23 protein-coding genes are annotated in these 23,298 nt (G+C 44.7%); 9 read left to right on the forward strand and 14 right to left on the reverse strand.

All coding sequences use genetic code 11. From position 1 onward, the window contains the following. Positions 1-26: 26 nt before the first annotated feature. From lpxD to rpsB, 11 genes are all read right to left on the reverse strand, one after another. Positions 27-1,058 (reverse strand): UDP-3-O-(3-hydroxymyristoyl)glucosamine N-acyltransferase, encoded by a 1,032-nt coding sequence (gene lpxD / locus MSG36_RS04860; RefSeq protein ID WP_048606667.1) that lies wholly within the window; start codon positions 1,056-1,058, stop codon positions 27-29. 5 nt (positions 1,059-1,063) lie between these two features. After that, positions 1,064-1,564 carry an OmpH family outer membrane protein gene (locus MSG36_RS04865; RefSeq protein WP_017063367.1) on the reverse strand — a complete coding sequence of 167 codons (501 nt, stop codon included), beginning with the start codon at positions 1,562-1,564 and terminating at the stop codon, positions 1,064-1,066. Positions 1,565-1,591: 27 nt separating this feature from the next. Further along, positions 1,592-3,997 (reverse strand): outer membrane protein assembly factor BamA, encoded by a 2,406-nt coding sequence (gene bamA, locus MSG36_RS04870; RefSeq protein ID WP_048606669.1) that lies wholly within the window; start codon positions 3,995-3,997, stop codon positions 1,592-1,594. A 48-nt stretch (positions 3,998-4,045) separates the two neighbouring features. Beyond that, positions 4,046-5,404, reverse strand: coding sequence for a sigma E protease regulator RseP (gene rseP / locus MSG36_RS04875; RefSeq protein WP_248366550.1), 1,359 nt, complete (start codon positions 5,402-5,404; stop codon positions 4,046-4,048). Then, a complete protein-coding gene (gene ispC / locus MSG36_RS04880) occupies positions 5,401-6,609 on the reverse strand; it encodes a 1-deoxy-D-xylulose-5-phosphate reductoisomerase (RefSeq protein ID WP_248366552.1) in 1,209 nt (402 codons plus the stop codon). Before ispC ends, rseP begins: the two co-directional genes overlap by 4 nt. Before the next feature lie 51 nt (positions 6,610-6,660). Next, positions 6,661-7,503 (reverse strand): phosphatidate cytidylyltransferase, encoded by an 843-nt coding sequence (locus MSG36_RS04885; protein WP_048612218.1) that lies wholly within the window; start codon positions 7,501-7,503, stop codon positions 6,661-6,663. Between the two features lie 15 nt (positions 7,504-7,518). Further along, entirely contained in the window at positions 7,519-8,271 is a 753-nt protein-coding gene (locus MSG36_RS04890) for an isoprenyl transferase (protein WP_017063364.1), read from the reverse strand. Between the two features lie 98 nt (positions 8,272-8,369). Then, positions 8,370-8,927 (reverse strand): ribosome recycling factor, encoded by a 558-nt coding sequence (frr, locus tag MSG36_RS04895; RefSeq protein WP_017060741.1) that lies wholly within the window; start codon positions 8,925-8,927, stop codon positions 8,370-8,372. A gap of 98 nt (positions 8,928-9,025) precedes the next feature. Then, positions 9,026-9,757 (reverse strand): UMP kinase, encoded by a 732-nt coding sequence (pyrH, locus tag MSG36_RS04900; RefSeq protein WP_017630771.1) that lies wholly within the window; start codon positions 9,755-9,757, stop codon positions 9,026-9,028. 150 nt (positions 9,758-9,907) lie between these two features. Further along, the gene (gene tsf / locus MSG36_RS04905) at positions 9,908-10,753 is read right to left on the reverse strand and encodes a translation elongation factor Ts (RefSeq protein WP_048606678.1); all 846 of its coding nucleotides are present in this window, start codon (positions 10,751-10,753) and stop codon (positions 9,908-9,910) included. Between the two features lie 138 nt (positions 10,754-10,891). After that, positions 10,892-11,623: a 30S ribosomal protein S2 gene (gene rpsB, locus MSG36_RS04910; protein ID WP_032547152.1), complete on the reverse strand. Its 732-nt coding sequence runs from the start codon at positions 11,621-11,623 to the stop codon at positions 10,892-10,894. 457 nt (positions 11,624-12,080) lie between these two features. Here rpsB and map point away from each other — a divergent pair, with 457 nt between their 5' ends. From map to MSG36_RS04925, 3 genes are all read left to right on the forward strand, one after another. After that, positions 12,081-12,959 carry a type I methionyl aminopeptidase gene (map, locus tag MSG36_RS04915; protein ID WP_048612219.1) on the forward strand — a complete coding sequence of 293 codons (879 nt, stop codon included), beginning with the start codon at positions 12,081-12,083 and terminating at the stop codon, positions 12,957-12,959. Positions 12,960-13,098: 139 nt separating this feature from the next. Then, entirely contained in the window at positions 13,099-15,720 is a 2,622-nt protein-coding gene (gene glnD / locus MSG36_RS04920) for a bifunctional uridylyltransferase/uridylyl-removing protein GlnD (protein ID WP_050644945.1), read from the forward strand. A 181-nt stretch (positions 15,721-15,901) separates the two neighbouring features. Beyond that, positions 15,902-16,285: a DUF3461 family protein gene (locus MSG36_RS04925; RefSeq protein ID WP_004734354.1), complete on the forward strand. Its 384-nt coding sequence runs from the start codon at positions 15,902-15,904 to the stop codon at positions 16,283-16,285. A 162-nt stretch (positions 16,286-16,447) separates the two neighbouring features. Here MSG36_RS04925 and truC read toward each other — a convergent pair whose 3' ends face one another. After that, positions 16,448-17,197, reverse strand: a complete 750-nt coding sequence (gene truC / locus MSG36_RS04930; RefSeq protein ID WP_017060745.1) for a tRNA pseudouridine(65) synthase TruC — start codon at positions 17,195-17,197, stop codon at positions 16,448-16,450. Beyond that, a complete protein-coding gene (locus tag MSG36_RS04935) occupies positions 17,197-17,511 on the reverse strand; it encodes a YqcC family protein (RefSeq protein ID WP_050649630.1) in 315 nt (104 codons plus the stop codon). Before MSG36_RS04935 ends, truC begins: the two co-directional genes overlap by 1 nt. A gap of 87 nt (positions 17,512-17,598) precedes the next feature. Here MSG36_RS04935 and MSG36_RS04940 point away from each other — a divergent pair, with 87 nt between their 5' ends. Further along, complete coding sequence (locus MSG36_RS04940; protein ID WP_248366554.1) at positions 17,599-18,639, forward strand: DUF3549 family protein; 1,041 nt, start codon at positions 17,599-17,601, stop codon at positions 18,637-18,639. An 84-nt stretch (positions 18,640-18,723) separates the two neighbouring features. Next, positions 18,724-19,032 carry a DUF3301 domain-containing protein gene (locus MSG36_RS04945; RefSeq protein WP_248366555.1) on the forward strand — a complete coding sequence of 103 codons (309 nt, stop codon included), beginning with the start codon at positions 18,724-18,726 and terminating at the stop codon, positions 19,030-19,032. Here the strand turns inward: MSG36_RS04945 and MSG36_RS04950 are convergent. After that, on the reverse strand, positions 18,998-19,516 hold the full coding sequence (locus tag MSG36_RS04950; RefSeq protein ID WP_048612224.1) for a GNAT family N-acetyltransferase: 519 nt from the start codon (positions 19,514-19,516) through the stop codon (positions 18,998-19,000). The genes MSG36_RS04945 and MSG36_RS04950 overlap by 35 nt on opposite strands. Positions 19,517-20,285: 769 nt before the next feature. Here MSG36_RS04950 and MSG36_RS04955 point away from each other — a divergent pair. The 4 genes from MSG36_RS04955 to MSG36_RS04970 all read left to right on the forward strand — a co-directional run bounded on the left by MSG36_RS04955 (position 20,286) and on the right by MSG36_RS04970 (position 23,298). After that, positions 20,286-20,573: a hypothetical protein gene (locus tag MSG36_RS04955; RefSeq protein ID WP_017110392.1), complete on the forward strand. Its 288-nt coding sequence runs from the start codon at positions 20,286-20,288 to the stop codon at positions 20,571-20,573. A gap of 54 nt (positions 20,574-20,627) precedes the next feature. Next, entirely contained in the window at positions 20,628-21,071 is a 444-nt protein-coding gene (locus MSG36_RS04960) for a YaiI/YqxD family protein (protein ID WP_009847429.1), read from the forward strand. 118 nt (positions 21,072-21,189) lie between these two features. Next, positions 21,190-21,945, forward strand: coding sequence for a MipA/OmpV family protein (locus MSG36_RS04965; protein WP_248366556.1), 756 nt, complete (start codon positions 21,190-21,192; stop codon positions 21,943-21,945). 189 nt (positions 21,946-22,134) lie between these two features. Continuing rightward, positions 22,135-23,298, forward strand: coding sequence for a BamA/TamA family outer membrane protein (locus MSG36_RS04970; RefSeq protein ID WP_248366557.1), 1,164 nt, complete (start codon positions 22,135-22,137; stop codon positions 23,296-23,298).

A 23,298-nucleotide genomic window follows, 5' to 3' on the forward strand; every position in this document is an offset into this window, starting at 1 on the left:
CGAGCCTTTTATTAGAAATGCTGGAATTATGATTCCGCGCTCTTCTCAATAAGTTTTTCAACGGTTTTCAAACGCTTGTTCATTTCATCAATACGATGAACGCGCGTTGCTGTTTTACGCCAATCTTTGTTTGGCTGTAAAGGAATACCCGAAGAGTACATGCCTTTCTCAGTGATGCTGCGCATTACCATTCCCATTCCGGTAATCGTAACGCCGTCAGTAATTTCAATGTGACCATTAATCACACTACCACCACCAATAATACAGTACTTACCTATCGTCGTGCTGCCTGCAATGATAGTACCACCTGCAAGAGCTGAACCATATCCGATGTGAACATTGTGAGCAATCTGAAGTTGGTTATCTAGGATAACGTTGTCTTCAATGATTGTGTCATCTAATGCGCCGCGGTCGATGGTAGTACACGCGCCAATTTCTACGCGGTTACCGATGCGAACCGAGCCGACTTGCGGGATCTTCACCCATTCGCCTTTCTCGTTCGCATAACCAAAGCCATCAGAGCCAATAACAGTACTTGATTGGATCAGACATGCTTCTCCAATCACCACTTCATGGTAAACACTTACGTTAGCCCACAGCTTAGTGCCTGCGCCAATTTTTGCATTTTTACCAATAAAGCAACCAGCACCGATGATCACATCATCACTAAGTACCACACCAGACTCAATCACAGCGTTCGCACCAATAGACACATTTTGTCCAATAGTTGCATCGCTAGAGATTGAAGCAGAATCAGCAATAGCCGCTGCGGGTGCAGGAGTAGTATCAAGCGCTTGAGCAACCTTAGCAAAAGCAACGTAAGGGTCACTAACCACAATAACGTTGGTCTTACACAGTTCGCGCTCACTCTCTTTAACCATAATAGCGGATGCTTTACAGTCACCTAGGTGCTTGCTGTACTTCACGTTAGAAAGGAACGTAATGTTACCTTCTTGCGCTTTATCCATAGGAGCGACTGCTGAGACGGTAATCGTACCGTCTCCGTGTAGCTCTCCCCCAGTAATCGTTGCCAATTCGGCTAAAGTCAGGTTCTTCATAAAACTTATTTCAGTGATTTAATTACTTGCTCAGAGATGTTGTATTCAGGCTTACCGTATTGTAGAGCTTGAATATCAACGATCATGTCGTAGCCTTCTTTCTCTGCAACTTTAGTTACAGCATCTTGAATCACTTTGAACAGCTTCTGCTTCTCTTGTGCTTCACGACGTTGACTTGCTTTTTCTAGTGCTTGAGCTTTGATTTTGTACTTGCTGTCCAGTTGGCCTACTTCGATACGAAGCTTCTCAACTTCTTCAGGGCCTAGTAGCTCGCCATCACGCTTAAGCTTTTCAATCTTTGTTTTCGCTTCAGCTTGAATGCTCTGTAGCTCAGCCGCTTTATCTTTGAACTCTTCCTGCATCTTTTGAAGAACAACTTCACGCTGAGGTAGAGCCTGGAATACTTGTGCAGTGTTTACATAACCCACTTTTTGCGCAGCTTCAGCAGCTGTTGCAAAGAAAGAAGAGCTAAGAACTACAAGGCCTAAACCTGCTGCTTTAATCATATTTTTCAAAATATTGTCCTTTAAATATTAGAAAGTTCTACCAATGGTAAATGTGAAGAATTCCTCATCATCACCTTCGTAAATTTTAACTGGTTTCGCTAGAGAGAAAACCAGCGGGCCCATCGGTGACATCCATTGAAGAGCGGCACCATAAGATGAACGGTAATTTGTTGGATCAGAGTAATCGTAGTAGTACTGGCTGCCACTGTTAGGTGCGCCGCGGTCTACGAATTCGGTATCCCATACACTCGCCATGTCAAAGAATACACTGGTACGAATCTGGCTACGCGCTTCATCAGAAGCAAACGGCGTTGGTACAATTAACTCTAAACTTGCCAAAGCAACTGCGTTACCACCTACTGAGTCATCAGTAGCTGAATCGTAAGTAGGGTTGTTACCCGTGCTGTTCCCGTAAACGGCTTTCGGGCCTGCCGAGTTAGAACCAAAACCACGTAGGGTTGTAAAACCACCTGCGTAGTAGTTCTCGTAGAATGGGAACAAGTTATCGTTACCATCCGTTTGACCATAACCATTACCATAGCCTAATCGGCCACGCATCAATAGTGTGAACTCATGCTTTTTGGTCAGCGGGATGTAATGTTTTACATCGTACTGCATTTTAAAGTACTGAGCATCAGAACCGGGTACAGTCACCTTAGCAAAAGCACGTTGATGGTTACCTTCGGTTGGGAAGAAACCACGGTTAAGATTGTTACGAGTCCAAGAGATATTGATGTCGAAATCATCGGTTAGAATGTGTTCGTCACCATATTGGTCAATACTTCTCGCGAACTGTTCAACTTGGATATAGGTCGGAACGTTACCGATCTTGTTGTGCGTATAGCCAACACCAAACTCGAGACGGTTCAGCTCATCCATAGGGAAACCCCATGTTAGGCTGGTACCATAACTTTGGTTGGTATAGTCGACGATACCCGCTTCAGAGGCTTCAAATTCGTTGTAGAAGATCTTACCGCCCAAGCTCACGCCATCAAGGTTCCAGTATGGGTCACGGTAGTCTAAGCTCACGTTCTTTTGGTAATCGTTCATCATGGCACTTACGCCAACACGGTTACCAGAGCCCGCAAAGTTATCTTGTTGTAAACCAACTTGGAAACTAACACCTGATTCAGTACCGTAGCCAACACCAAAGTTGATGCTGCCTGAGTTCGCTTCCTTAACGTTGTAAACCAAATCAACTTGGTCTTCACTGCCAGGAACACGCACTGTTTGTACATCAACCGTTTCAAAGAAACCTAAACGGTTAAGACGGCTCTTACCAGTATCAATTGACTTAGAGTTAAGCCAGCTGCCTTCCATTTGGCGCATTTCACGACGCAGTACTTCGTCTTTCGTTGAGTTGTTACCCGTGAATCGAATATCACGAACGTAGATACGGCTGCCCGCTTCTACATTGATAACCAACGACACTTCTTTGGTCTCATCGTCAAATTCAGGAATCGTGCGAACTTGTGGGTACGCATAACCAGATTCACCAAGAATTCGTTTTACGTTCTCTTCCAAAGACGTTACCGAAGAACCGTTATAAGTATCGCCGTCTTCAAATGGCACTAACGCTTCGAAGTCAGCCTCACGACCGATTAATTCACCACGGAAAGAGACATCTTTAACCGTATAAGCTTCGCCTTCATCAAGGCCAAGTGTGATGTAAACACCTTTCTTGTCTGGAGAGATCGCTACCTGTGTAGAGTCGACCTTAAACTTAAGGTAACCACGGTCAAGGTAGTAAGATTTCAGCGCTTCGATATCACCGGCTAAGACCTGCTTCTGGTATTTTTCATCCGCAAGGAAATTCCACCATGCAACATCAACGTTCAGGTTGAAACGACTGAGCAGTTCAGAATCTGAGAAGACTTCATTACCGATAAAGTTGATTTGCTGAATCTTAGCGGATACGCCCTCAGTAAACACAAACTTAAGGTCAGAACGGTTACGTGGCAGAGGTGTCACAACCGCTTTTACTGTCGCGTTGTACTTACCCACGCTGTAGTAAAAATCTTCAAGGCCTTTCTCAATGTTACTCAGCGTAGTACGGTCAAGAGCTTCACCTTCACGAACGCCAGATGCATCTAGGTTCTGCTGAAGTTGCTCTTCTTTGATCGCTTTGTTACCCGAGAATGAAATGCTCGCGATGGTCGGTCGTTCTTTTACTTGAACAACTAAAACACCTTCATCGCGAAGAACTTTAACGTCCTCGAAGTTACCTGAAGCATACAGTGCACGAATGATCTCAGATACATCGCTTTCATCCACTTCATCGCCAATACGCACTGGCATTTTCAGTAGAGCTGCACCAAGTGCAACACGCTGTAAACCTTCGATCTTGATATCTTGAACCACAAAGTTTTGTGCTCCGTTCGCAGCCACACTAGTGGCCAATAGACTTGCGAACAGAATTTGCTTAATCGCCATACTTATTCTAATTATTCCTTGCTACTACCAATGCCTGTGAGAAACCATTCACAGACGAGTAAAATCATTAAATATTGCCAGAGCCATCAAAGAGAAGAGGATTGCACCTCCCACTCTGTATCCCATTTCCTGAACTTTTTCAGGGACTGGTTTACGAGTAACGGCCTCAATAGCGAAAAAGAGCAAATGTCCGCCATCAAGCATAGGCAGCGGAACCAAATTAATAATTCCCAAGTTAACACTAATCAGAGCCAAAAAGCCTAAGAAGTAAACCAAACCGTAATCGGCGGTTGTCCCTGCACCTTTGGCTATTGAAATCGGGCCACTCAAGTTATTTAAGCCAACATCACCAACGATGAGCTTCTTAAGCATTGTCAGCGTCAAACCAATGATTTGACCTGTTTTATCAAATGCTTTTCCTACAGACTCAATTACACCAAATTGTAACTCAAAGCGATAATCTTCTGGCCATTCTGCGACTTCTGGAGCAATACCTGCATAGCCGATTGTGGAACCATCAGAAAGCTCGCGGCTTTTTGGCGTCATAACTAATGACTGTTCAGTACCATTTCGTAGGACTACAAGGTCCAAGGGTGTCATCGGGTTTGAACGGATTAACTCAACAACCGATTGCCACTGTTCAATAGGCTGCCCATTAATCTCAACAATTTTGTCGCCAGCTTCTACCCCTGCATCGTATGCCGCACCGTCATCAATGACTTGAGCGAGCACTGTCGATATCTCTGGAGAATACGGTCTAAAGCCCAGCGTTGTCATTGCAGATTCAGTTTCTGGATTGAATGACCAGTCTGAAATATCCAATGTCATCTGTTGTTCAAAGCCGATATCGTCTTGAGAAGCAACCGTTACAGTCATGGACTGATCACCAATATGCGATATCAAACCCATATTGACTGATTCCCAATCTGCGGTTTTGATTCCCGAAATAGATTTAAGTTCCATTCCAGTTTCAATTCCGGCTTGTGCAGCAATAGATTGCGGAGTAACTTCACCAATTACGGGTTTAACCGCCGGCACGCCAATCAAAAATACAAGCCAATACGCAAAGACGGCAAAGATAAAGTTAAACGCAGGACCTGCACCAACTATCGCCGTTCTTTTCCACAATGGCTTCTTATCAAAAGCGTATTGTTGTTCGTCTTCAGAAAGGTCGTCTACACGACCATCAAGCATCTTAACGTAACCGCCCAATGGAATGACAGACAAGCTGTACTCTGTGCCATCACGGCCAACTTTGCTCCAGATTGATTGACCAAAACCAATCGAGAATTTCTCAACTTTCACACCACAACGACGAGCAACCCAGAAGTGTCCAAACTCATGAACAGCGACCAGAATACCAAGCGCTACAATAAAGGATGCGAAGTTCCACAGAATTCCACTCATGCTAGCTGCTCTTTAATAAATTGATTGGCTAATTGACGAGACATATTATCGAGCTCGAGGAGGCTTTCCAAGCTATCTAAGCCCTCAGAGTTATGTTGTTCACATACTTTGCTCATAACATGCTCGTTAATGACGGCAATATCGGTAAATTTCACTCGATTGTTCAAGAAAGCATCGACTGCAATTTCGTTTGCTGCGTTAATTGCGGTTGTTGCATGCTGACCTAGGTAGCAAGCTTCAATCGCTAATCTTAAACATGGGTAACGGCTAAAATCGGGTTCTAGGAAAGTAAGCTCGCCCACTTTGGTGAAATCCAGAGGCTTAACACCCGCTTCAGTACGCTCAGGATAAGACATCGTCAAAGCGATTGGCGTCGCCATATCAGGTTCACCCATTTGAGCAAGCACAGAGCCATCCTTGTATTGGACCATAGAATGAATCACAGACTGAGGATGAATAATCACTTTTAACTGCTCTTGAGAGGCATTAAATAACCATTTCGCCTCAATGTACTCTAAGCCCTTATTCATCATAGTCGCTGAATCGACCGAGATCTTAGGACCCATAGACCAGTTAGGGTGTGCGATAGCTCGTTCTGGTGTTACCGACTCCAGCTCAGCAACGTCCGTATAACGGAAAGGACCACCCGAACCAGTCAAAAGAATATGGTTGATACCGTTCTCTTCTAAATCACAACGGCCTAGGTTAGTTTGTACGTTTTGAGGCAAGCATTGAAAGATAGCATTATGTTCACTATCAACCGGAAGTAGTTCTGCGTCGTACTTTGCTACCGCATCAATAAACAACTGCCCAGACATTACCAAGGCTTCTTTATTAGCAAGCAAGATACGCTTGCCGGCCTTAACCGCAGACATAGTAGGAAGTAAACCAGCGGCACCTACAATCGCAGCCATTACCGTATCCACGTCCTCTAGAGAAGCAACCTGGCACATGCCTTCAGTGCCTGAAAGCACTTTTACGTTAGGGTAACTCGCGGACAACACTTCAGTCAGTTGAGACGCTGCATCAGAGCAAGCCATAGCAACATAGCTTGGTTGCCACTTTTCAACTAGCGCCAGCATCTTTTCAACATTCGAGCCTGCAGCCAGTGCAACCACTGAGTAGAGATCTGGGTTTTGCTCAACGACTTTTAGTGTACTTGCACCAATTGAGCCGGTGGCGCCAAGGATAGTTAGATTTCGCATCACATATGACCGTAGAAATGTAATAAAGGGCAGAATCACTGCCCTTTTTTATTAGAATGCTAAATAAAGCAGAGCAAAGACAGGGAATGCAGCCGTTAAGCTATCTATTCTATCTAGTATACCACCATGACCAGGAATCAGATTACTGCTGTCTTTCACCCCAGAAACACGCTTAAACATGCTTTCAACAAGGTCACCTAGAACAGAAATAACAACGGTCACAAGGGTAATAACAATCATGTGAAGTGGGCTTGTGAATTGGATGTCAAACAAGTCAGCAAAGATCCAAGCCACGATCACCGCAGTAATAATGCCACCAATAAGACCTTCAATCGTCTTATTCGGGCTTACCGCTGGTGCCATTTTACGCTTACCAAAACTCTTTCCTGAAAAATAAGCACCGCTGTCCGCCGCCCAAACAAGCAAGCAAACAAACATCACCAGTTTTGCACCGTGGTAAGGATCAGCATCGATACCGTTAGCACGCAGGATAACCACACTCCAGAAGAATGGCAGCAGAGTCAGCACACCAAAGGCGTGACGAAGAAGAGAAGAGTCTTTCCATGCAGGCATAGACTTAGGATAAGTCACCGCCATGCCGCTCGCGATTACCCACCAAATCGAGCCAATCGTTAGAATGGCGTAGTGAGCAGTAGACAAGTTATTAAGGCTAAATGCATCAAAAGGGATAAAAGCAAAACTTGCAGCACTAACCACAACCGTTGGAATCAACGCTAAATAACGCGATTTGCTTTCAACAAACTGAGTCCACTCCCAAAAACCCAATAGCGAGATTACCGCTAGTGAAAGAATAAATGTAGGAAGTGATAACTCGAAAATACCTAGAATAACTAGGGGAGCTAAAATCAACGCCGTAATAATTCGTTGTTTCAAACCAAAAAATCCTTATTAACTGTCCATCAGAGCTTTAATTTGCTCACCGGTGCATCCAAAACGACGCTCACGGTTTACAAACCAAGTCACAGCTTCTACTAAGCTGTCTTCATTAAAGTCTGGCCAGAATTGTTCAGTGAAATACATTTCGGCGTAAGCCAACTGCCAAAGCATAAAATTACTAATGCGGCATTCGCCACTGGTACGGATAAGTAGATCGACTTCAGGAATATCTGCCATTGTCAGGTGCTGTGTAATCATAGCTTCATCAATGTCATCTACATTAATATCGCCAGACTTTACCTGTTGAGCAATAGAGGTCATTGCTTGCTGAATATCCCACTTACCGCCGTAGTTAGCTGCAATATTAATAACCATACCCGTATTGGTGCTAGTCAAAGCTTCCGCTTCTTCTATCTTCTTTTGTAGTCGATCATTGAAACGACTTTTATCACCAATAACACGAAGTTGTAGATTATTTTTATGAAGCTTTTTAACTTCACTCGACAGCACTGAAATAAACAGTTCCATCAAGATACCGACTTCTTCTTCAGGACGACGCCAGTTTTCGCTACTAAATGCAAAAAGAGTAACGGCTTTAATGCCAAGTCTGGCTGCAGAAGAGATAGTTTTACGAACGGCTTGAACACCGTTTTTATGGCCAAAGACGCGAGGCTTGCCCTGAGCTTTTGCCCAGCGACCATTACCATCCATAATGATAGCAATGTGTTTAGGAAGAGAGTCTGTGAACGCTTGAGAATTATGCATAAAAGAGTGAATCAAATTCTAATAGTCGAACAGAGTAGCATAAAAAAACGCTGCACCGTGAGTACAGCGTTTTTCCGGAAAGAAAAGAATATGGAAAATTAAACTTCCATCAACTCTTTTTCTTTAACAGCTAGAACTTCGTCTACGTTCTTAACCGCAGCGTCAGTTAGCTTTTGAATTTCGTCTTGTGCTTTACGATCTTCATCTTCCGAGATTTCTTTATCTTTAAGAAGTGCTTTTAGATCGCCATTCGCGTCACGACGGATGTTACGGATAGCAACACGGCCACCTTCAGCTTCGCCACGAACGATTTTAACTAGGTCTTTACGACGCTCTTCCGTTAGCGGTGGAAGTGGAACACGGATAACTGTACCCGCAGACATAGGGTTTAGACCTAGGTCAGATGTCAGGATAGCTTTTTCAACTAGAGGAGTCAGTGTTTTATCAAACACTGTAATAGCTAGTGTACGTGCATCTTCAGCGATAACGTTAGCTACTTGAGTCAAAGGCGTTGGAGCACCGTAGTACTCAACAGTAAGACCAGAAAGTAGGCTCGGGTGCGCACGGCCTGTACGAATCTTTTGTAGGCTGTTTTTTAGTGCATCAACACTTTTTACCATGCGCTCTTGAGCGTCTTTTTTGATTTCGTTAATCACAATTTCACCTTGATTATGTTCTTTCTTCAAGAAAGCTTTTTATTTGGAGTGATAAGGATAAGCTTACCAAGGTACAACACCTCAGTAAGCCCGAAAAATTAGTCAGCGTCGCTGATTAATGTACCTTCAGTTTCACCCATAACCACGCGACGTAGTGCGCCTGGTTTATTCATGTTAAATACACGGATTGGCATTTTGTGATCACGTGCTAGCGTAAATGCAGCCAAGTCCATTACTTTAAGTTCTTTATCAAGAACCGTGTTGTAAGACAACGTATCATACAACTCTGCGTCTGGGTTTGCTACAGGGTCAGAAGTAAATACACCATCTACTTTTGTCGCTTTTAGAACTACGTCAGCTTCGATTTCGATACCACGTAGACATGCAGCAGAATCCGTAGTGAAGAATGGGTTACCAGTACCAGCAGAGAAGATCACAACGCGACCTTGACGTAATTGGCTGATTGCGTCTGCCCAGTTGTAGTCGTCACACACACCTTTAAGAGGGATTGCAGACATTACACGTGCGTTTACGTAAGCACGGTGAAGAGCGTCACGCATTGCAAGGCCGTTCATTACCGTTGCAAGCATACCCATGTGGTCACCAACAACGCGGTTCATACCTGCTTCAGCAAGGCCTGCACCACGGAAAAGGTTACCGCCACCGATAACAACGCCTACTTGAACACCTAGTTCAACCAATTCTTTCACTTCTTGAGCCATACGATCAAGGATCGTCGGGTCAATACCAAAACCTTCTTCGCCTTGTAATGCTTCACCGCTAAGTTTTAACAGAATACGTTGATACGCCGGTTTAGGGTTCGTAGTCATGGAGTTTACCTTCCAAAGAGTTGATGATTAACAGTCATGGATAAAAACTGAATAGCTCAGTTTGCATTCATAACAGCTAAAAAATAATTCACTATTCATAAAAAGACCGCAGCATTTGCCACGGTCTCTTTTCAAACAATACGCTAAGGATTAACCTTTTTGTACCGCTGCAACTTCGTCAGCAAAGCTCATTTCAGCTGCTTTCTCGATGCCTTCACCAACTTCTAGACGTACGAAGTTAGATACTGAAGCGCCTTTCTCTTTAAGGATAGCGCCAACAGTTTGCTTAGGCTCCATGATGAAAGCTTGACCAGTTAGAGAGATTTCGCCCGTGAATTTCTTCATACGGCCAACAACCATTTTCTCTGCGATTTCAGCTGGCTTGCCTTCGTTCATAGCGATTTCAACTTGAACTGCTTTTTCTTTCTCAACTACGTCTGCAGGTACGTCTTCTGGGTTTAGGAACTCAGGACGTGATGCAGCAACGTGCATTGCAACGTGCTTAAGAGTTTCAGCTTCGCCTTCACCAGCAACAACAACACCGATTTTCTCGCCGTGACGGTAAGAAGCTAGTGCAACACCTTCAACGAATTGTACGCGACGGATGTTGATATTTTCACCGATTTTAGTTACTAGTGCGATACGCGCTTCTTCAAATTTAGCTTGAAGATCAGCGATTTCTAGACGTTCTGCTAGAGCAACTTCAGCAACTTCGTTAGCGAATGCAAGGAAACCTGCATCTTTAGCTACGAAATCAGTTTGGCAGTTAACTTCAAGAAGAGCAGCTGCGCCGTTTGCTTCTTTGATGATGATTGCGCCTTCAGCAGCAACGTTACCAGCTTTCTTAGCTGCTTTTGCTGCGCCAGATTTACGCATGTTTTCAATTGCTAGCTCGATGTCGCCTTCAGCAGCAACAAGCGCTTTTTTACATTCCATCATGCCCGCAGCTGTGCGTTCACGAAGTTCTTTAACTAGAGCTGCAGTTACAGTTGCCATTCTCTATTCCTCAGTAAATTCTAAAAAAGATAAAAAACAGGGGCCTAATTAATTGGCCCCTGATATTGACTGTATTCAGTCCGTTAAGCCATCGATTATGACCGCTTAATGTGAACTAAATATGGCTCAGAGCCGCTATTATTCAGCTTCTACAAAACCGTCTTTTTCAGCAGCTACAGCAGCAACATCTTTGTTGCGACCTTCTTTAACCGCGTCTGCAGCAGCGTTTAGGTAAAGCTGTACTGCACGGATTGCATCATCGTTACCTGGGATAACGAAGTCAACGCCGTCTGGGTTAGAGTTAGTATCAACTACAGCGTAAACTGGGATACCTAGGTTGTTTGCTTCTTTAACTGCGATGTGTTCGTGATCAGCATCGATTACGAATAGAGCGTCTGGAAGGCCGCCCATGTTCTTGATACCACCAAGAGATTTCTCTAGCTTCTCCATTTCACGAGTACGCATTAGAGCTTCTTTCTTAGTAAGCTTGTCGAAAGTACCGTCTTGAGCTTGCGCTTCAAGTTCTTTCAGACGCTTGATAGACTGACGAACAGTTTTGTAGTTCGTTAGCATACCGCCTAACCAGCGGTTGTTAACGTAGAACTGGTTGCTGTTGATAGCAGCTTCTTTAACAGCTTCAGATGCAGCGCGCTTAGTACCAACAAAAAGAACTTTACCTTTCTTCTCGCCAACTTTAGCGATTTCAGCTAGAGCTTCGTTGAACATTGGTACAGTTTTTTCTAGGTTGATGATATGTACTTTGTTACGAGCACCAAAGATGAATGGCTTCATTTTTGGGTTCCAGTAACGAGTTTGGTGACCGAAGTGAACACCAGCTTTAAGCATATCGCGCATTGATACAGTTGCCATTTTAAAATCCTCTATGGGGTTAGGCCTCCACATCCCCCATGAATCCGACCCCTAACAACTAACCACTTTTCAGCCGTTATCTGTGTTGTTGAGGCACCCCGGAACATGTGTCGGAATGTGTGTGATTTAAAGAAATAAGTTAGTGAACATAAAGCTTGTTTCGCCAATTGGAGAAAACAGTCCTGATGTCCGGCGCGCTTTATACCATATTTTGTCTATCTATGGCTAGAAAAAATTCTAAAAATGGCGACTGCTATACTGATCCCTATCGGCGAATTTCACCTATAAATAGTGTCGCTATTCATTCACTTCTGTCTCAATAAATCGCTCACGATTCACTCACGTTGAGCAGTATCCACCAGCAATGTATGGACATGGGAATGTTGCGCTAAAATGCTGCACTGATAGAATAGCCCCAATATGCACACTTAGGTGCTACCAAATTAAGAGATATGCAATGGCTGTAAAAATTAAAACTGCTGAAGAAATTGAAAAAATGCGCGTCGCCGGCAAGCTGGCTTCTGAAATTCTAGAGATGATTGAACCTCACATCCAAGTAGGTACAACGACAGAAGAGCTAAACCAAATCTGTCACGAGTACGCTCTAGAAAGAGGCGCATACTCAGCACCACTTGATTACCACGGTTTCCCTAAGTCAATCTGTACGTCTATCAACCACATTGTGTGCCACGGCATTCCAGCATCACAAGATGAGACTGGCAGCACAGGTCAATTCAAACCGGCGGTACTAAAAGATGGCGACATTCTTAACGTTGATATCACGGTAATCATTCCTGATGACGAAAACGCTGATCTAAGCGTTCGTCCACAAGGCTACCACGGTGACACCTCTAAGATGTTCCTAGTGGGTGAGGTTTCACCAGCAAACAAGCGTCTGTGCATGGTTGCTCAAGAAGCACTTTACGAAGGCATGCGCCAAGTCAAGCCAGGTGTTCAACTTGGTCAAATCGGTACTGCTATCGAGAAGTACATCAAAACAAACAACAAGAACAACCCACGCGCTAAGTTCTCTATTGTTAAAGATTACTGTGGTCACGGCATTGGTTCTGAATTCCACGAAGATCCACAAGTGGTTCACTACAAGAACAGCGATCGCACCGTGCTAAAAGCAGGCATGTGTTTCACTATCGAGCCAATGATCAACGCGGGTAAGTTTGGCTGTCGTCTTGATGACGAAGATAGCTGGACAGTATACACAGCAGACAGCAAGAACTCGGCTCAATGGGAGCACACCCTGGTTGTAACTGATACTGGTTGTGAAGTACTAACACTGCGCAGCGATGATACAATCCCACGTATCATGAAGAACGCTTAGTTCACCGAACTGAACGCATCAGCCTTTTAAAAATATCCTCGCATTGTCGAGGATATTTTTTTATCCGCTCAATTTCGATTTTCCATCAGCTTCTGTTAAATTGTTTACTATTCTCATTTGCTTGCACGGATAGCAGACTATGCCTTATCAATGCCCTCTTACGTTCAATGACGAACAAATTGAAATCTGCGAATTAAAAAATCAGCTCGAAATCTTCACGCAGTATCAAAAAAATGAATTTCTGAACCACCACCCCGTCACCGATTTGGTTCTACTGCGCTCCGAATACATGGATTTGCTTCTCAATCGTTTGTGGGAGAATTTCGGATTTAACAAACTGCCTCATATTTCACTTGTCGCAGTGGGCGGCTATGGTCGTGGCGAACTGCATCCTTTGTCTGACATTGATATTCTCATCGTCTCTCAAAAAACATTGCCACCAGCGCTCGGCGAGAAAGTCAGCCAGTTCATCACCCTACTCTGGGATCTAAGATTAGAAGTCGGCCACGCCGTGCGCACCATTGCCGAATGTCTTGAGATCGGCATTGATGATTTAACCGTTGCGACCAACCTTCAAGAGTCGCGATTGTTATGTGGCAGTGAAGACACCTTCCAAGAGCTAAAACTGAAGATTCATTCCGATTCATTTTGGCCAAGTGAAACCTTCTACAAGGCTAAGATTCAAGAACAGAGAGAGCGTCACGCTCGTTATCACGACACCACTTACAACCTAGAGCCGGACATTAAATCGACTCCAGGCGGACTCAGAGACATCCATACCCTGAGCTGGGTTGCGCGTCGCCACTTCGGCGCGACCTCTTTGTTAGAGATGAGCAAATACGGCTTTCTAACCGATGCGGAGTATCGTGAATTAGTTGAGTGCCAAGATTTCCTGTGGCGCGTCCGTTTTGCACTGCACATTGAACTGCGCCGTTATGACAACCGCCTCACCTTTGCTCATCAAGCTCAAGTCGCTGAACATCTGGGTTACAGTGGTGAAGGCAACCGCGGTGTTGAGATGATGATGAAGGAGTTCTACCGAACCCTTCGTCGTGTTGCTGAACTGAATAAGATGCTGCTTAAACTGTTCGATCAAGCGATCATCAATGGCGGTCAGACCCAGGACGCAGAGATTCTCGACGATGACTTCCAACGCCGAGGTTCATTGATCGAAGCGCGTAAGCCTGCACTATTCCAAGCAAGACCAGAAACCATTCTCGATATGTTTATCCATATAGCCAATGACTCGACTATAGAAGGGGTTAGTCCCCCAACATTGCGACAACTGCGAACGGCACGTCGCCGATTGAACCGATTTCTGCATACCATTCCTGAAGCGCGTGACAAGTTTATGGATCTAGTTCGCCACCCTAATGCTCTGCACAAAGCCTTTAGCTTAATGCACAAATTGGGCGTACTCTCGGCGTACTTACCACAATGGAGCCAGATCGTTGGTCAGATGCAGTTTGACCTATTCCATGTTTACACCGTGGATGAGCACAGTATCCGCCTGCTCAAGCACATCAACCGCTTTGGTCAAATCGAGAACCACGATAAACACCCTATCTGTTGTGAAGTGTACCCGCGCGTACAGAAGAAAGAGTTGCTGATCCTTGCCGCTATCTTCCATGACATCGGCAAAGGCCGCGGCGGAGACCACTCTGAGATAGGTGCAGTTGAGGCTTACTCTTTCTGTATTGAACACGGGCTATCGAAGCCTGAAGCCAAACAAGTGGCGTGGCTAGTTCAAAATCACCTGCTGATGTCAGTAACAGCTCAACGTCGTGACATCTACGATCCAGATGTGATCACCGAATTCGCCAAAAAAGTGCGTGATGAAGAATCACTCGAGCTACTGGTTTGCTTAACCGTTGCCGATATCTGTGCGACTAACCCTGAATTATGGAACAGTTGGAAACGAACCCTGTTAGCTGAGCTATTCCACTCAACGCAGCGCGCACTGCGCCGGGGCTTGGAAAACCCTGTCGATGTCAGAGATCGTATTCGCCACAATCAACAAATGGCATCAGCACTGCTGCGTAAAGAAGGCTTCACCGCTCGTGAGATTGAAGTGCTGTGGCAACGCTTTAAGGCCGATTATTTCTTGCGTCACACACATAAACAAATCGCTTGGCACTGTGAGCACTTACTTCGCCTAGAAGACCCAAGCCAACCGTTAGTGCTGATCAGTAAGAAAGCGACACGTGGTGGCACAGAGGTGTTCGTTTACTGTAAAGACCAAGCAGCACTGTTTGCGACCGTGGTTGCCGAACTCGACAGACGTAACTTTAACGTTCATGACGCGCAGGTCATGGTTAGCAAAGATGGTCATGTTTTGGATACCTTTATCGTACTAGACCAGCACGGCGAAGCGATTGATGAAGCAAGACACAAAGCCGTTGCTAAGCATCTGACTCATGTATTGGCTGATGGCCGCCCGACTAAGATTAAGACGCGTCGCACGCCACGTAACTTGCAACACTTTAAGGTCAAAACCTTAGTTGAGTTCCTACCAACCAAGAGCAAGAAACGCACCTTGATGGAGTTAAGAGCTCTTGATACGCCGGGGTTATTGGCTCAAGTCGGTGCAACCTTTGCGGAGCTAGACATCAACTTGCACGGTGCCAAAATCACCACCATAGGTGAGCGAGCAGAAGATCTGTTTATTCTGACCAGTGAAGCCGGTGGAAGACTGTCTGAAGAACAAGAACAGGCGCTAAGAGAACGATTAACCGAACACGTTTCGGAACTCGCACCTTAGAAAGCGAATTCAGTCTAAAAGCAGGTTTAATAACCAAATAAGTGTGGGCAAAGATAGAGAGCGATCTTGCCCACAACTTACAATCAATTCACAGATATCAACTATCTAGCTCGTCGTTAGGCTGCTACATTGATCAAGTCAATTACATAAAAGTATTACATTCATAACCTAGAGGTCGCTTATGTATCCAAACCTCACTGGCTTAGGTATCCACGAACCTAAACAGATTGAACGTTACTCCCTTCGCCAAGAAGCGCACAAAGATATCCTGAAGATTTACTTTCGTAAGCAGAAAGGTGAACTGTTCGCGAAAAGCGTTAAGTTTAAGTACCCACGACAAGTAAAAAGTGTGCTTGTTAGCGGTGGCAATAATCAATACAAAGAAGTGACAGAGATTAACCGCAACCTCACTCTTGTGATTGATGAGCTCAACAAGATCACCAAACCGACGCCAACGGCTGAGGTGGATGTGAAGCAGAAGATCCTTACCGACTTACGCCATCTAGAGAAAGTGGTATCAAGCAAGATCGCTGAGATCGAAGCCGATCTAGAAAAGCTAAAATGATCCCGCGACTAACTATTAACTATTAACTATTAACTAACCCACATTAGTTATGCCGTTAAGGTTATACAGATAAAAAAAGGGCTGATATCACTATCAGCCCTTTGTTTTTTTATTCTATTTGCTCTATTCACTTAGACTCGCAATTGCTTAAACACGCGTGACTTACTTAGACAAGCAAGTTTGAGCATCGATTAAGTTGGTATCCCACTCAAAGGTTTCAAACAACCTTAGCCAAGTTTCATCCAGGTTGGCTTTCATCACCAACTCTTCTTTTGTGAAAGGGTGAATAAAGCGAAGCTCAGAAGCGTGCAACAACAAACGATGCGAATCTAAATCATCACGGAACAGTCGATTGTGCTTACCATCACCATGTGAGGTATCACCGACAATCGGATGTCTTAGGTGAGCCATGTGACGACGCAACTGATGTTTGCGACCAGTCTTTGGCATCATCTCAACCAAGCAGTAGCGACTCGTAGGAAAGCGTCCTGTTGAATATGGCACTTCTACTTTTGCTAGCGGTTCATAGACTGTCACCGCCTCTTGCGCTTCTTTGTCTTCTTTCGCGAACTTATCTGCGATCTTATCCAGCTCAACCTTAAGTGCATAATCAAGCGTATCGCCCTCTTCTATCCAACCACGGACAATCGCATGATAGGTTTTTTGCATCTCATGATTAGCGAACATTGGCATCACCTGTGAAGCAACCTCACTCGACAACGCAAACACCAACACACCCGATGTCGGTCTGTCTAAACGATGCAATGGAAATACATGCTGACCAATTTGATCACGCAGTGTCTGCATAACAAATTGCGTTTCGTGTTTATCCAGCCATGAGCGATGCACTAACATGCCAGCGGGCTTATTCACCGCGACAAAATACTCATCTTGATAAATGATCTCTAACATTACGCGCATACCTCATCAATGCTCTGAATTGTCACTAGCAGTTCGACTTTGTCTGCCTCATTTTTCCACACTTCACCAAAATAAGGATGGATAGCAAAGCCCTTCGGTAGCGGCATTTTCGCATCCATCATTGCGTTGATCTTAACGATAAAGATCCACTGCAACCACTCTTCTGGCTGTAGAGAATCAATAGCAAAAGGTTCTACGCTCGCCAGAGCTTCATCCGAAGGCGGAAGCGCGCTCCATAGGGAACATTGGCGCATTTGTTGTTCTAATTGTTGAAGTAAAAGAGGTAACTTTGTGGCTGCTGTCATTTTTCACCAAGTTATTTATCTAGTGACCTTGAAATTGGGGCATAGAGTACCATCTATTTAGGAAAGAAAGTTAGGAGCTTTATTACTATGGAAACGATTCACACGCTCACTCAGTTACTAAAGAATAGCGGTTGCCAATACGATATCTACGACCTAGGTCGCCGTATTCAGAAGATCGACAACACCTTATTCTCTGATGTTGAGCAAGGGAAACAGCCGTACCCATTTCCACTTCAGAAACAAGCTCACTTAGCGATTAGTTACTGGAACGAACACAAACAACCGTGGATCTGGTTCCTAAAATTCAAACTGGACGAAAGAGGCCTATTACATCAAGGTGATGTCGGCAATTTCCTTAAGTTTGTTATCGAAGCGATGGGCACACGTTTGAACGGTGAGATCAGCGAAGAGCAACAACAAAAGCTGTCTAACAACCCATATACTTTCAAGCCTTCAGAAGACAAAATGGCCGTGTTCCATAGCCAAGTAAGAGCAGGTTTAGACCTTGCAACGAGCCAATACTACGAACACGCTCAACACTACTTCACCGGCGAACTCGGTTGGGACAACTGGAAAACCGTTGGCCTACAAGGCATCACTGATATGTGTGCTCGCTTAGGCAGCCAACAAAATGGTGTCGCGATTCGCAAAGCATTGAACAAACTGCCATCAGAACCTCTATACGCAACACTAGGGGCGCTTGAGCACACGCAAATCAATGACAAGCTGGCTCAACGCTTACAAGAGATGGCAGAGAATGAGATTAGCAGTCAAGAGCCGGATCTGTTCTTACTGTCAGCACTAGTACGTGCCCTTTCTGGCGCAGAGCAAACCACTACTAACGCCGTGATTCATCAAGTATTGGCTAGCCCACGCTTAAGTCACCAAGAGGTGTTAATTGGTTTAGCTGGTCGCAGCTGGCACGCACTGCAAGATCCAGCGATTGCTGAGCAGTTCTTGCTGCGTCTCGCACAAACGGGCAACCAAAACTTGTTCAATCAATTATTTGCAGATTTAGTGATGATTCCAACTCTGAGAATGGTATTTTTACCGCTACTGAACTCAAACCCATCACCAGAACTTGCCAATGCACTTGTTGAATTACAGCAAGCGGCTAAGTCGCAATAGATACCAGACAGCTCAACTCAGTAGCTCATAAGAAAAAGCTCAAATCACGAACGGAATAGAGAGATAAAAGGAAGTATGGATTAAATGATAGATAACTTATTGGCTATTTTGATGCTGTGCTTCTTTTGCTTTCTGTTTTGGCAGCAGCGCAGGCAATCCGAGCTTGCGAAAGCTGCCATTGCGAGAAAATGTAAAGAGCTCGACCTACAGCTATTAAGTGTTGCCTTTAGTGGTCATAAACTTAAGATGCGCTATGAGCTCACCACCATTTGGCGCTGGCACACCGTGTATCAATTTGAGTTTTCAGCGTTGGGTGATGACCTATACCAAGGGAAACTGACCATGGTGGGTTTCCGTTCTATGCGGTTTGAGCTACAGCCTCATAGAATGTAACGTCGCAATACTCGGTATAACGATATTCATGATAAGGGCCAAACTGATCTTGTTTGGTCTCTTTAAATGCAAAGCCTAATTTTTCTAATAGCTTAATCGATGGGTTGTGGCCGACATTCACAGTCGCAACAACATTCGTTAGACGCTCTTCAAAACGTACTAAACTGAAGAAAGGCTTTAGTACCTCACTGGCAAAACCTTGATTCCAGTATTCTTTATCCAAAATAAAGCCAAGTTCATGCTTACCCTTTTCCGATGAAACAAAGACATGTCCAAGATATTCACGGGTTTGGTTGTGGATGATCGCGCGGCAAAAGCCTACGTTATCTTGCAGTATTTCTTGAAAAAGATGCTTCGCAGAGGCGACAGAGTGAGGCCCATTCATTTCAGCACGATTAATGGGGCAGCAATTTAACTTGATAAAGTCGAGTTCTAGCTGTTCAGTATAAGGTACCAACAGCGTTCTTGAGGTTGCTATCGTCATAAAACACTCCTTGTGTTGACCATTAGCAGAAAAGCAGGTGTTGCGCTCTTAGATGAAAAAGCTCTCTATTAAAAAGAGCCGTCTAGATAGAGAGAAGCTTCAGGAAAAGAAAAGCCCCGACACCGAAGTGTCAGGGCTAGGGTCTTACTCGCAGCAGTCCGGCTACTAATTAATGCTCCATGCATCATCCATAATAGTGGCTGTAATCCTTCAGCTCTTTCCTTTACTTCGCCGTCCTAGCGGTGTCCAATCATCCTGAAAGCTAACAATCCTAGTTAGCGCACATCACTTGTTCCGTGAGCGGTGTCCTTTACATCGTCCTGATGCTAATCCAACCCTTTAATCCTAAAGGTGTCCATTGTCATTCCGTTGCAGCTAACTTCCTGTTAACTGACTGTATCCCTACAATGTCCTTACGCTCCATGCTTGATCACTCAATCCTAAGTAACCAAATCTTCATCCTGAAGATAACCAAATCCTTGGTGCTTTCCTGTTCCGTGTCAGAATCCTTCCGACAAGGTTTAATTTACGCGATTTAGGATTTCGGACAATAGATTTGCATCACACTTTGAATTCAAGAAAGTTGTTAATTATATAAAACAATTAAAATTCAACACCTTAACCATATGCACATCAATCTCTCTAGCGATGTATTCGTGTTATCTCACAGCCTTTGTAAGAGATCTCTCACAAGCCATGGGCGGTTTTATGATTCGCTATCATTCACTAGAGCGAGTAAAATGACTGAAGACTAAAAATGGAGGTCAACATGCTGACAAAAGATGTTTCTGAAGAGTTGAAATCAGTGCTTGAAGGACTGCAAGCGCAAGGGAAAGAGCCGACAGTTGCTTTAGTTAAGGCTCGTATGAGCACATCCGTTCCGATGCCCGCTTTAATCACGACTATCAAGAGCTGGAAAAGCGCAAATCGCGTTCCTAAAGTTGAAGTCGCGACACAAGAAGAGCCGGCACTTGATCGTGTTAGCCAGCTAGAAAAGCAAATCCTTGAACTCACCGCTCGCGTTGCTACGCTTGAAGCCAAGTTAACTGAACAATAAGTTAACTGAACAATAAGTTGAACGATAAATAAGCTAACAGAGAAATAGAACACTATGAAGATATGGGTTGATGCGGACGCTTGTCCAAAGGTTATCCGAGAAACAATCGTACGCGCAGCTGAGCGCACAGGGGTTGAATGTACCTTTGTGGCAAACCATCTGGTTCCCGTTCCTAAACGCAATAACATTCACTCGATTCAAGTGCCAAGCGGATTTGATATTGCTGATGATGAAATCGTAAAACGCACTGAACCTGGCGATCTGGTGATTACATCCGATATCCCTCTGGCTGACGAAGTGATCACCAAAGGTGGGCAAGCCCTCAGCTCTCGTGGTGAGCTTTACACCAAAGAGACCATCAAAGCGCGTCTGAACATTCGTGACTTTATGGATACCATGCGCTCAAGTGGCATCCAAACGGGTGGACCAAGTGCCCTTTCTCAAACCGACCGTCGTGAGTTTGCCAACCACCTCGATCGCCTGTTAGCCAAACGTTAACCACAGCCTTCCTAACGACGACACCTTTGATCGTCGTTTCTTAATAGCTGTAGCCCCGATGAAATTTTAATCGACATACTCCGTTCTTGATATTTATTTCAATAACGGAGTATTGCTTATGATTCGTCGAATTGCCCTCTCGCTATCCATTCTTTTTTGCAGCACTCAACCTTCCTTTGCCGATGAAAACTTTGCTGATGAAGACCTTGCGAATAAAGAGTTCGGAATCATCGGAGGCAGCATCACCTATGGTGAAAGTGTTTTCTCCACTAAAAGTACCCCTCAATTTGGCGCGACACCCAACCTATTCTATTCCGGCCCGAAAGGCTTTATTGATGGCAGCTTAGCCAATTGGCAACTGCTCCCTTACGTAGGACTATCTGGAAACTGGCGCTTTGCTGAGGTGTCAGACACTTTTGTGGACCTACCTAACGGCATTCAAGACAGAGATGGTAATGGGGAGCTGGGAATAACGTTAGGTACGGTAGGCGCACGCCTCACCTACTTACACGATGTGACTTCAGAACATAGCGGCTACGAAGTTCAGCTTCACTTAGGCAGAACATTAGAAACCTGGACGCAGCCATTCACCATTACGCCCTACCTAGAGATCGATTATCGTGACAAGAAACTGTCCAATCACCTTTATGGTATTTCTAACACCGAAGCTTCTGCCTCAGGGTTAAACCAGTTTGATGCAGGCTCAACGTTTGTTTATCAAGCGGGGTTAATCGGGCTCTATGAGTTCACGCCAACTTGGATTGGTATTGCTCGAGCAGACTTAATTCATCACGACAGCGACAGCGCTTTGATACAACGAGACTTAGGCTGGTCAATTGAATTTGGGGTTACCTATCGTTTCGCCGGATTATGAGTTTATTCGTCCAAATAAAAAGAGCCAGCCTATTTTACATGCACCATTTTGAAATCGGTCAAGATGGTGCTCCAAGCCTGATTCCTACAACGATATACACTTAACACATATCAGATATTGAAACGGATCATTACCTCCTCGTAGCGCAGACATGGATACTCCCTCTTTTAGTGAACACATGAGTGCACCATGCTACGTAAAACAACGACTATTTTTGGCTCGTTGCAATGGATCTGGCCCCTGCTTCTTGGATTCTCTTCTACTTCTTTAGCACAAGAAGATACCGTTCTCCCCTCAACACCAGACAACAAAGATAGCGGATTATTTTCACTGCTTGGGGGCCCGGCTTACATGCCAGAAACTGGCTTTATGCTAGCCATCGGTGGATTGTACTCATTTAACACGACACCTGAACAGCCGAGTAAAACTCAACGGTCTTCCATCACATTAGTGGGTATCGCTAATGAGATGGATAGCGGCGTCGGTTTTGGTGTTCGTTCTAAACAAAAAATATTTTCTCCACAGAATAAACTGCGCTACTTCGGCCAATTATCGATGGGTAAACAAAGCTTGTACTATTTCGGTACTGGTTATCAGTCAGGGGTCAATAACGGTAAAGATGAAGAGAACTTAGTCGACTATGACTTCGTCACCTACAACGCTGATCTCGGAATGCACTTGGGTAACAACATTTACCTAGGGCCAATACTTCGCCTGCAGTATAAAAAGGCGATTGAAGAATCTATTTCATCAAACGTCGCTCAAGATACCGATTTTATCTACGGTCAAAATAACCCCTTCACGCTCGGGGTAGGTGTAGCCTTACAATGGGATACCCGCGACATCGCAGTAAATGCTCGTCAAGGTCAGTTTCTGAGCCTTGAATATGCGAGCTACCAAGACAACTTTGGCAGTGATTCCAATTTTGAAAAAGCTGAAGCTGATTACCGTCTTTACTGGACACCAATCAAAGGCTCCACCTTGGCTTTTCTCAATACTGCAAACTTCAGCGCAGGCGATGTTCCCTATTACGAACTGCCAACCTTTGGCGGCCAAGATTCCATGCGTGGCATCTATTACGGACGCTACCGTGATATGCACAGCGTCGAGCACACCATGGAGTATCGCCAGTCATTTATGAGCAATGGTGATTACACCAAACACGGCTTTACGATGTGGGCCGGTCTCGCAACAACGGCTGAAAACATCAATGACCTGTATCAGGATAAAATTTACAGCTACGGCGTTGGCTATCGTTATGAACTCCAACCTCGTATGAACGTTCGTGTCGACCTCGGCTTTGGCTCCAATGATGCACAAGGCCTTTACCTGTCGATCAACGAAGCGTTTTAA

The sequence above is a fragment of the Vibrio sp. 1CM8B genome, assembly GCF_023161685.1.
GTDB classification, from domain to species: Bacteria; Pseudomonadota; Gammaproteobacteria; order Enterobacterales; family Vibrionaceae; genus Vibrio; species Vibrio coralliirubri.

Excerpts from the sequence above, each read along its gene's own strand:
- lpxD (WP_048606667.1), bottom strand. The coding sequence starts at position 1,058 with ATGAAGAACCTGACTTTAGCCGAATTGGCAACGATTACTGGGGGAGAG.
- MSG36_RS04865 (WP_017063367.1), bottom strand. The coding sequence starts at position 1,564 with ATGATTAAAGCAGCAGGTTTAGGCCTTGTAGTTCTTAGCTCTTCTTTC.
- bamA (WP_048606669.1), bottom strand. The coding sequence starts at position 3,997 with ATGGCGATTAAGCAAATTCTGTTCGCAAGTCTATTGGCCACTAGTGTG.
- rseP (WP_248366550.1), bottom strand. The coding sequence starts at position 5,404 with ATGAGTGGAATTCTGTGGAACTTCGCATCCTTTATTGTAGCGCTTGGT.
- ispC (WP_248366552.1), bottom strand. The coding sequence starts at position 6,609 with ATGCGAAATCTAACTATCCTTGGCGCCACCGGCTCAATTGGTGCAAGT.
- MSG36_RS04890 (WP_017063364.1), bottom strand. The coding sequence starts at position 8,271 with ATGCATAATTCTCAAGCGTTCACAGACTCTCTTCCTAAACACATTGCT.
- pyrH (WP_017630771.1), bottom strand. The coding sequence starts at position 9,757 with ATGACTACGAACCCTAAACCGGCGTATCAACGTATTCTGTTAAAACTT.
- tsf (WP_048606678.1), bottom strand. The coding sequence starts at position 10,753 with ATGGCAACTGTAACTGCAGCTCTAGTTAAAGAACTTCGTGAACGCACA.
- rpsB (WP_032547152.1), bottom strand. The coding sequence starts at position 11,623 with ATGGCAACTGTATCAATGCGCGATATGCTTAAAGCTGGTGTTCACTTC.
- map (WP_048612219.1), top strand. The coding sequence starts at position 12,081 with ATGGCTGTAAAAATTAAAACTGCTGAAGAAATTGAAAAAATGCGCGTC.
- glnD (WP_050644945.1), top strand. The coding sequence starts at position 13,099 with ATGCCTTATCAATGCCCTCTTACGTTCAATGACGAACAAATTGAAATC.
- MSG36_RS04925 (WP_004734354.1), top strand. The coding sequence starts at position 15,902 with ATGTATCCAAACCTCACTGGCTTAGGTATCCACGAACCTAAACAGATT.
- truC (WP_017060745.1), bottom strand. The coding sequence starts at position 17,197 with ATGTTAGAGATCATTTATCAAGATGAGTATTTTGTCGCGGTGAATAAG.
- MSG36_RS04935 (WP_050649630.1), bottom strand. The coding sequence starts at position 17,511 with ATGACAGCAGCCACAAAGTTACCTCTTTTACTTCAACAATTAGAACAA.
- MSG36_RS04940 (WP_248366554.1), top strand. The coding sequence starts at position 17,599 with ATGGAAACGATTCACACGCTCACTCAGTTACTAAAGAATAGCGGTTGC.
- MSG36_RS04945 (WP_248366555.1), top strand. The coding sequence starts at position 18,724 with ATGATAGATAACTTATTGGCTATTTTGATGCTGTGCTTCTTTTGCTTT.
- MSG36_RS04950 (WP_048612224.1), bottom strand. The coding sequence starts at position 19,516 with ATGACGATAGCAACCTCAAGAACGCTGTTGGTACCTTATACTGAACAG.
- MSG36_RS04955 (WP_017110392.1), top strand. The coding sequence starts at position 20,286 with ATGCTGACAAAAGATGTTTCTGAAGAGTTGAAATCAGTGCTTGAAGGA.
- MSG36_RS04960 (WP_009847429.1), top strand. The coding sequence starts at position 20,628 with ATGAAGATATGGGTTGATGCGGACGCTTGTCCAAAGGTTATCCGAGAA.
- MSG36_RS04965 (WP_248366556.1), top strand. The coding sequence starts at position 21,190 with ATGATTCGTCGAATTGCCCTCTCGCTATCCATTCTTTTTTGCAGCACT.
- MSG36_RS04970 (WP_248366557.1), top strand. The coding sequence starts at position 22,135 with ATGCTACGTAAAACAACGACTATTTTTGGCTCGTTGCAATGGATCTGG.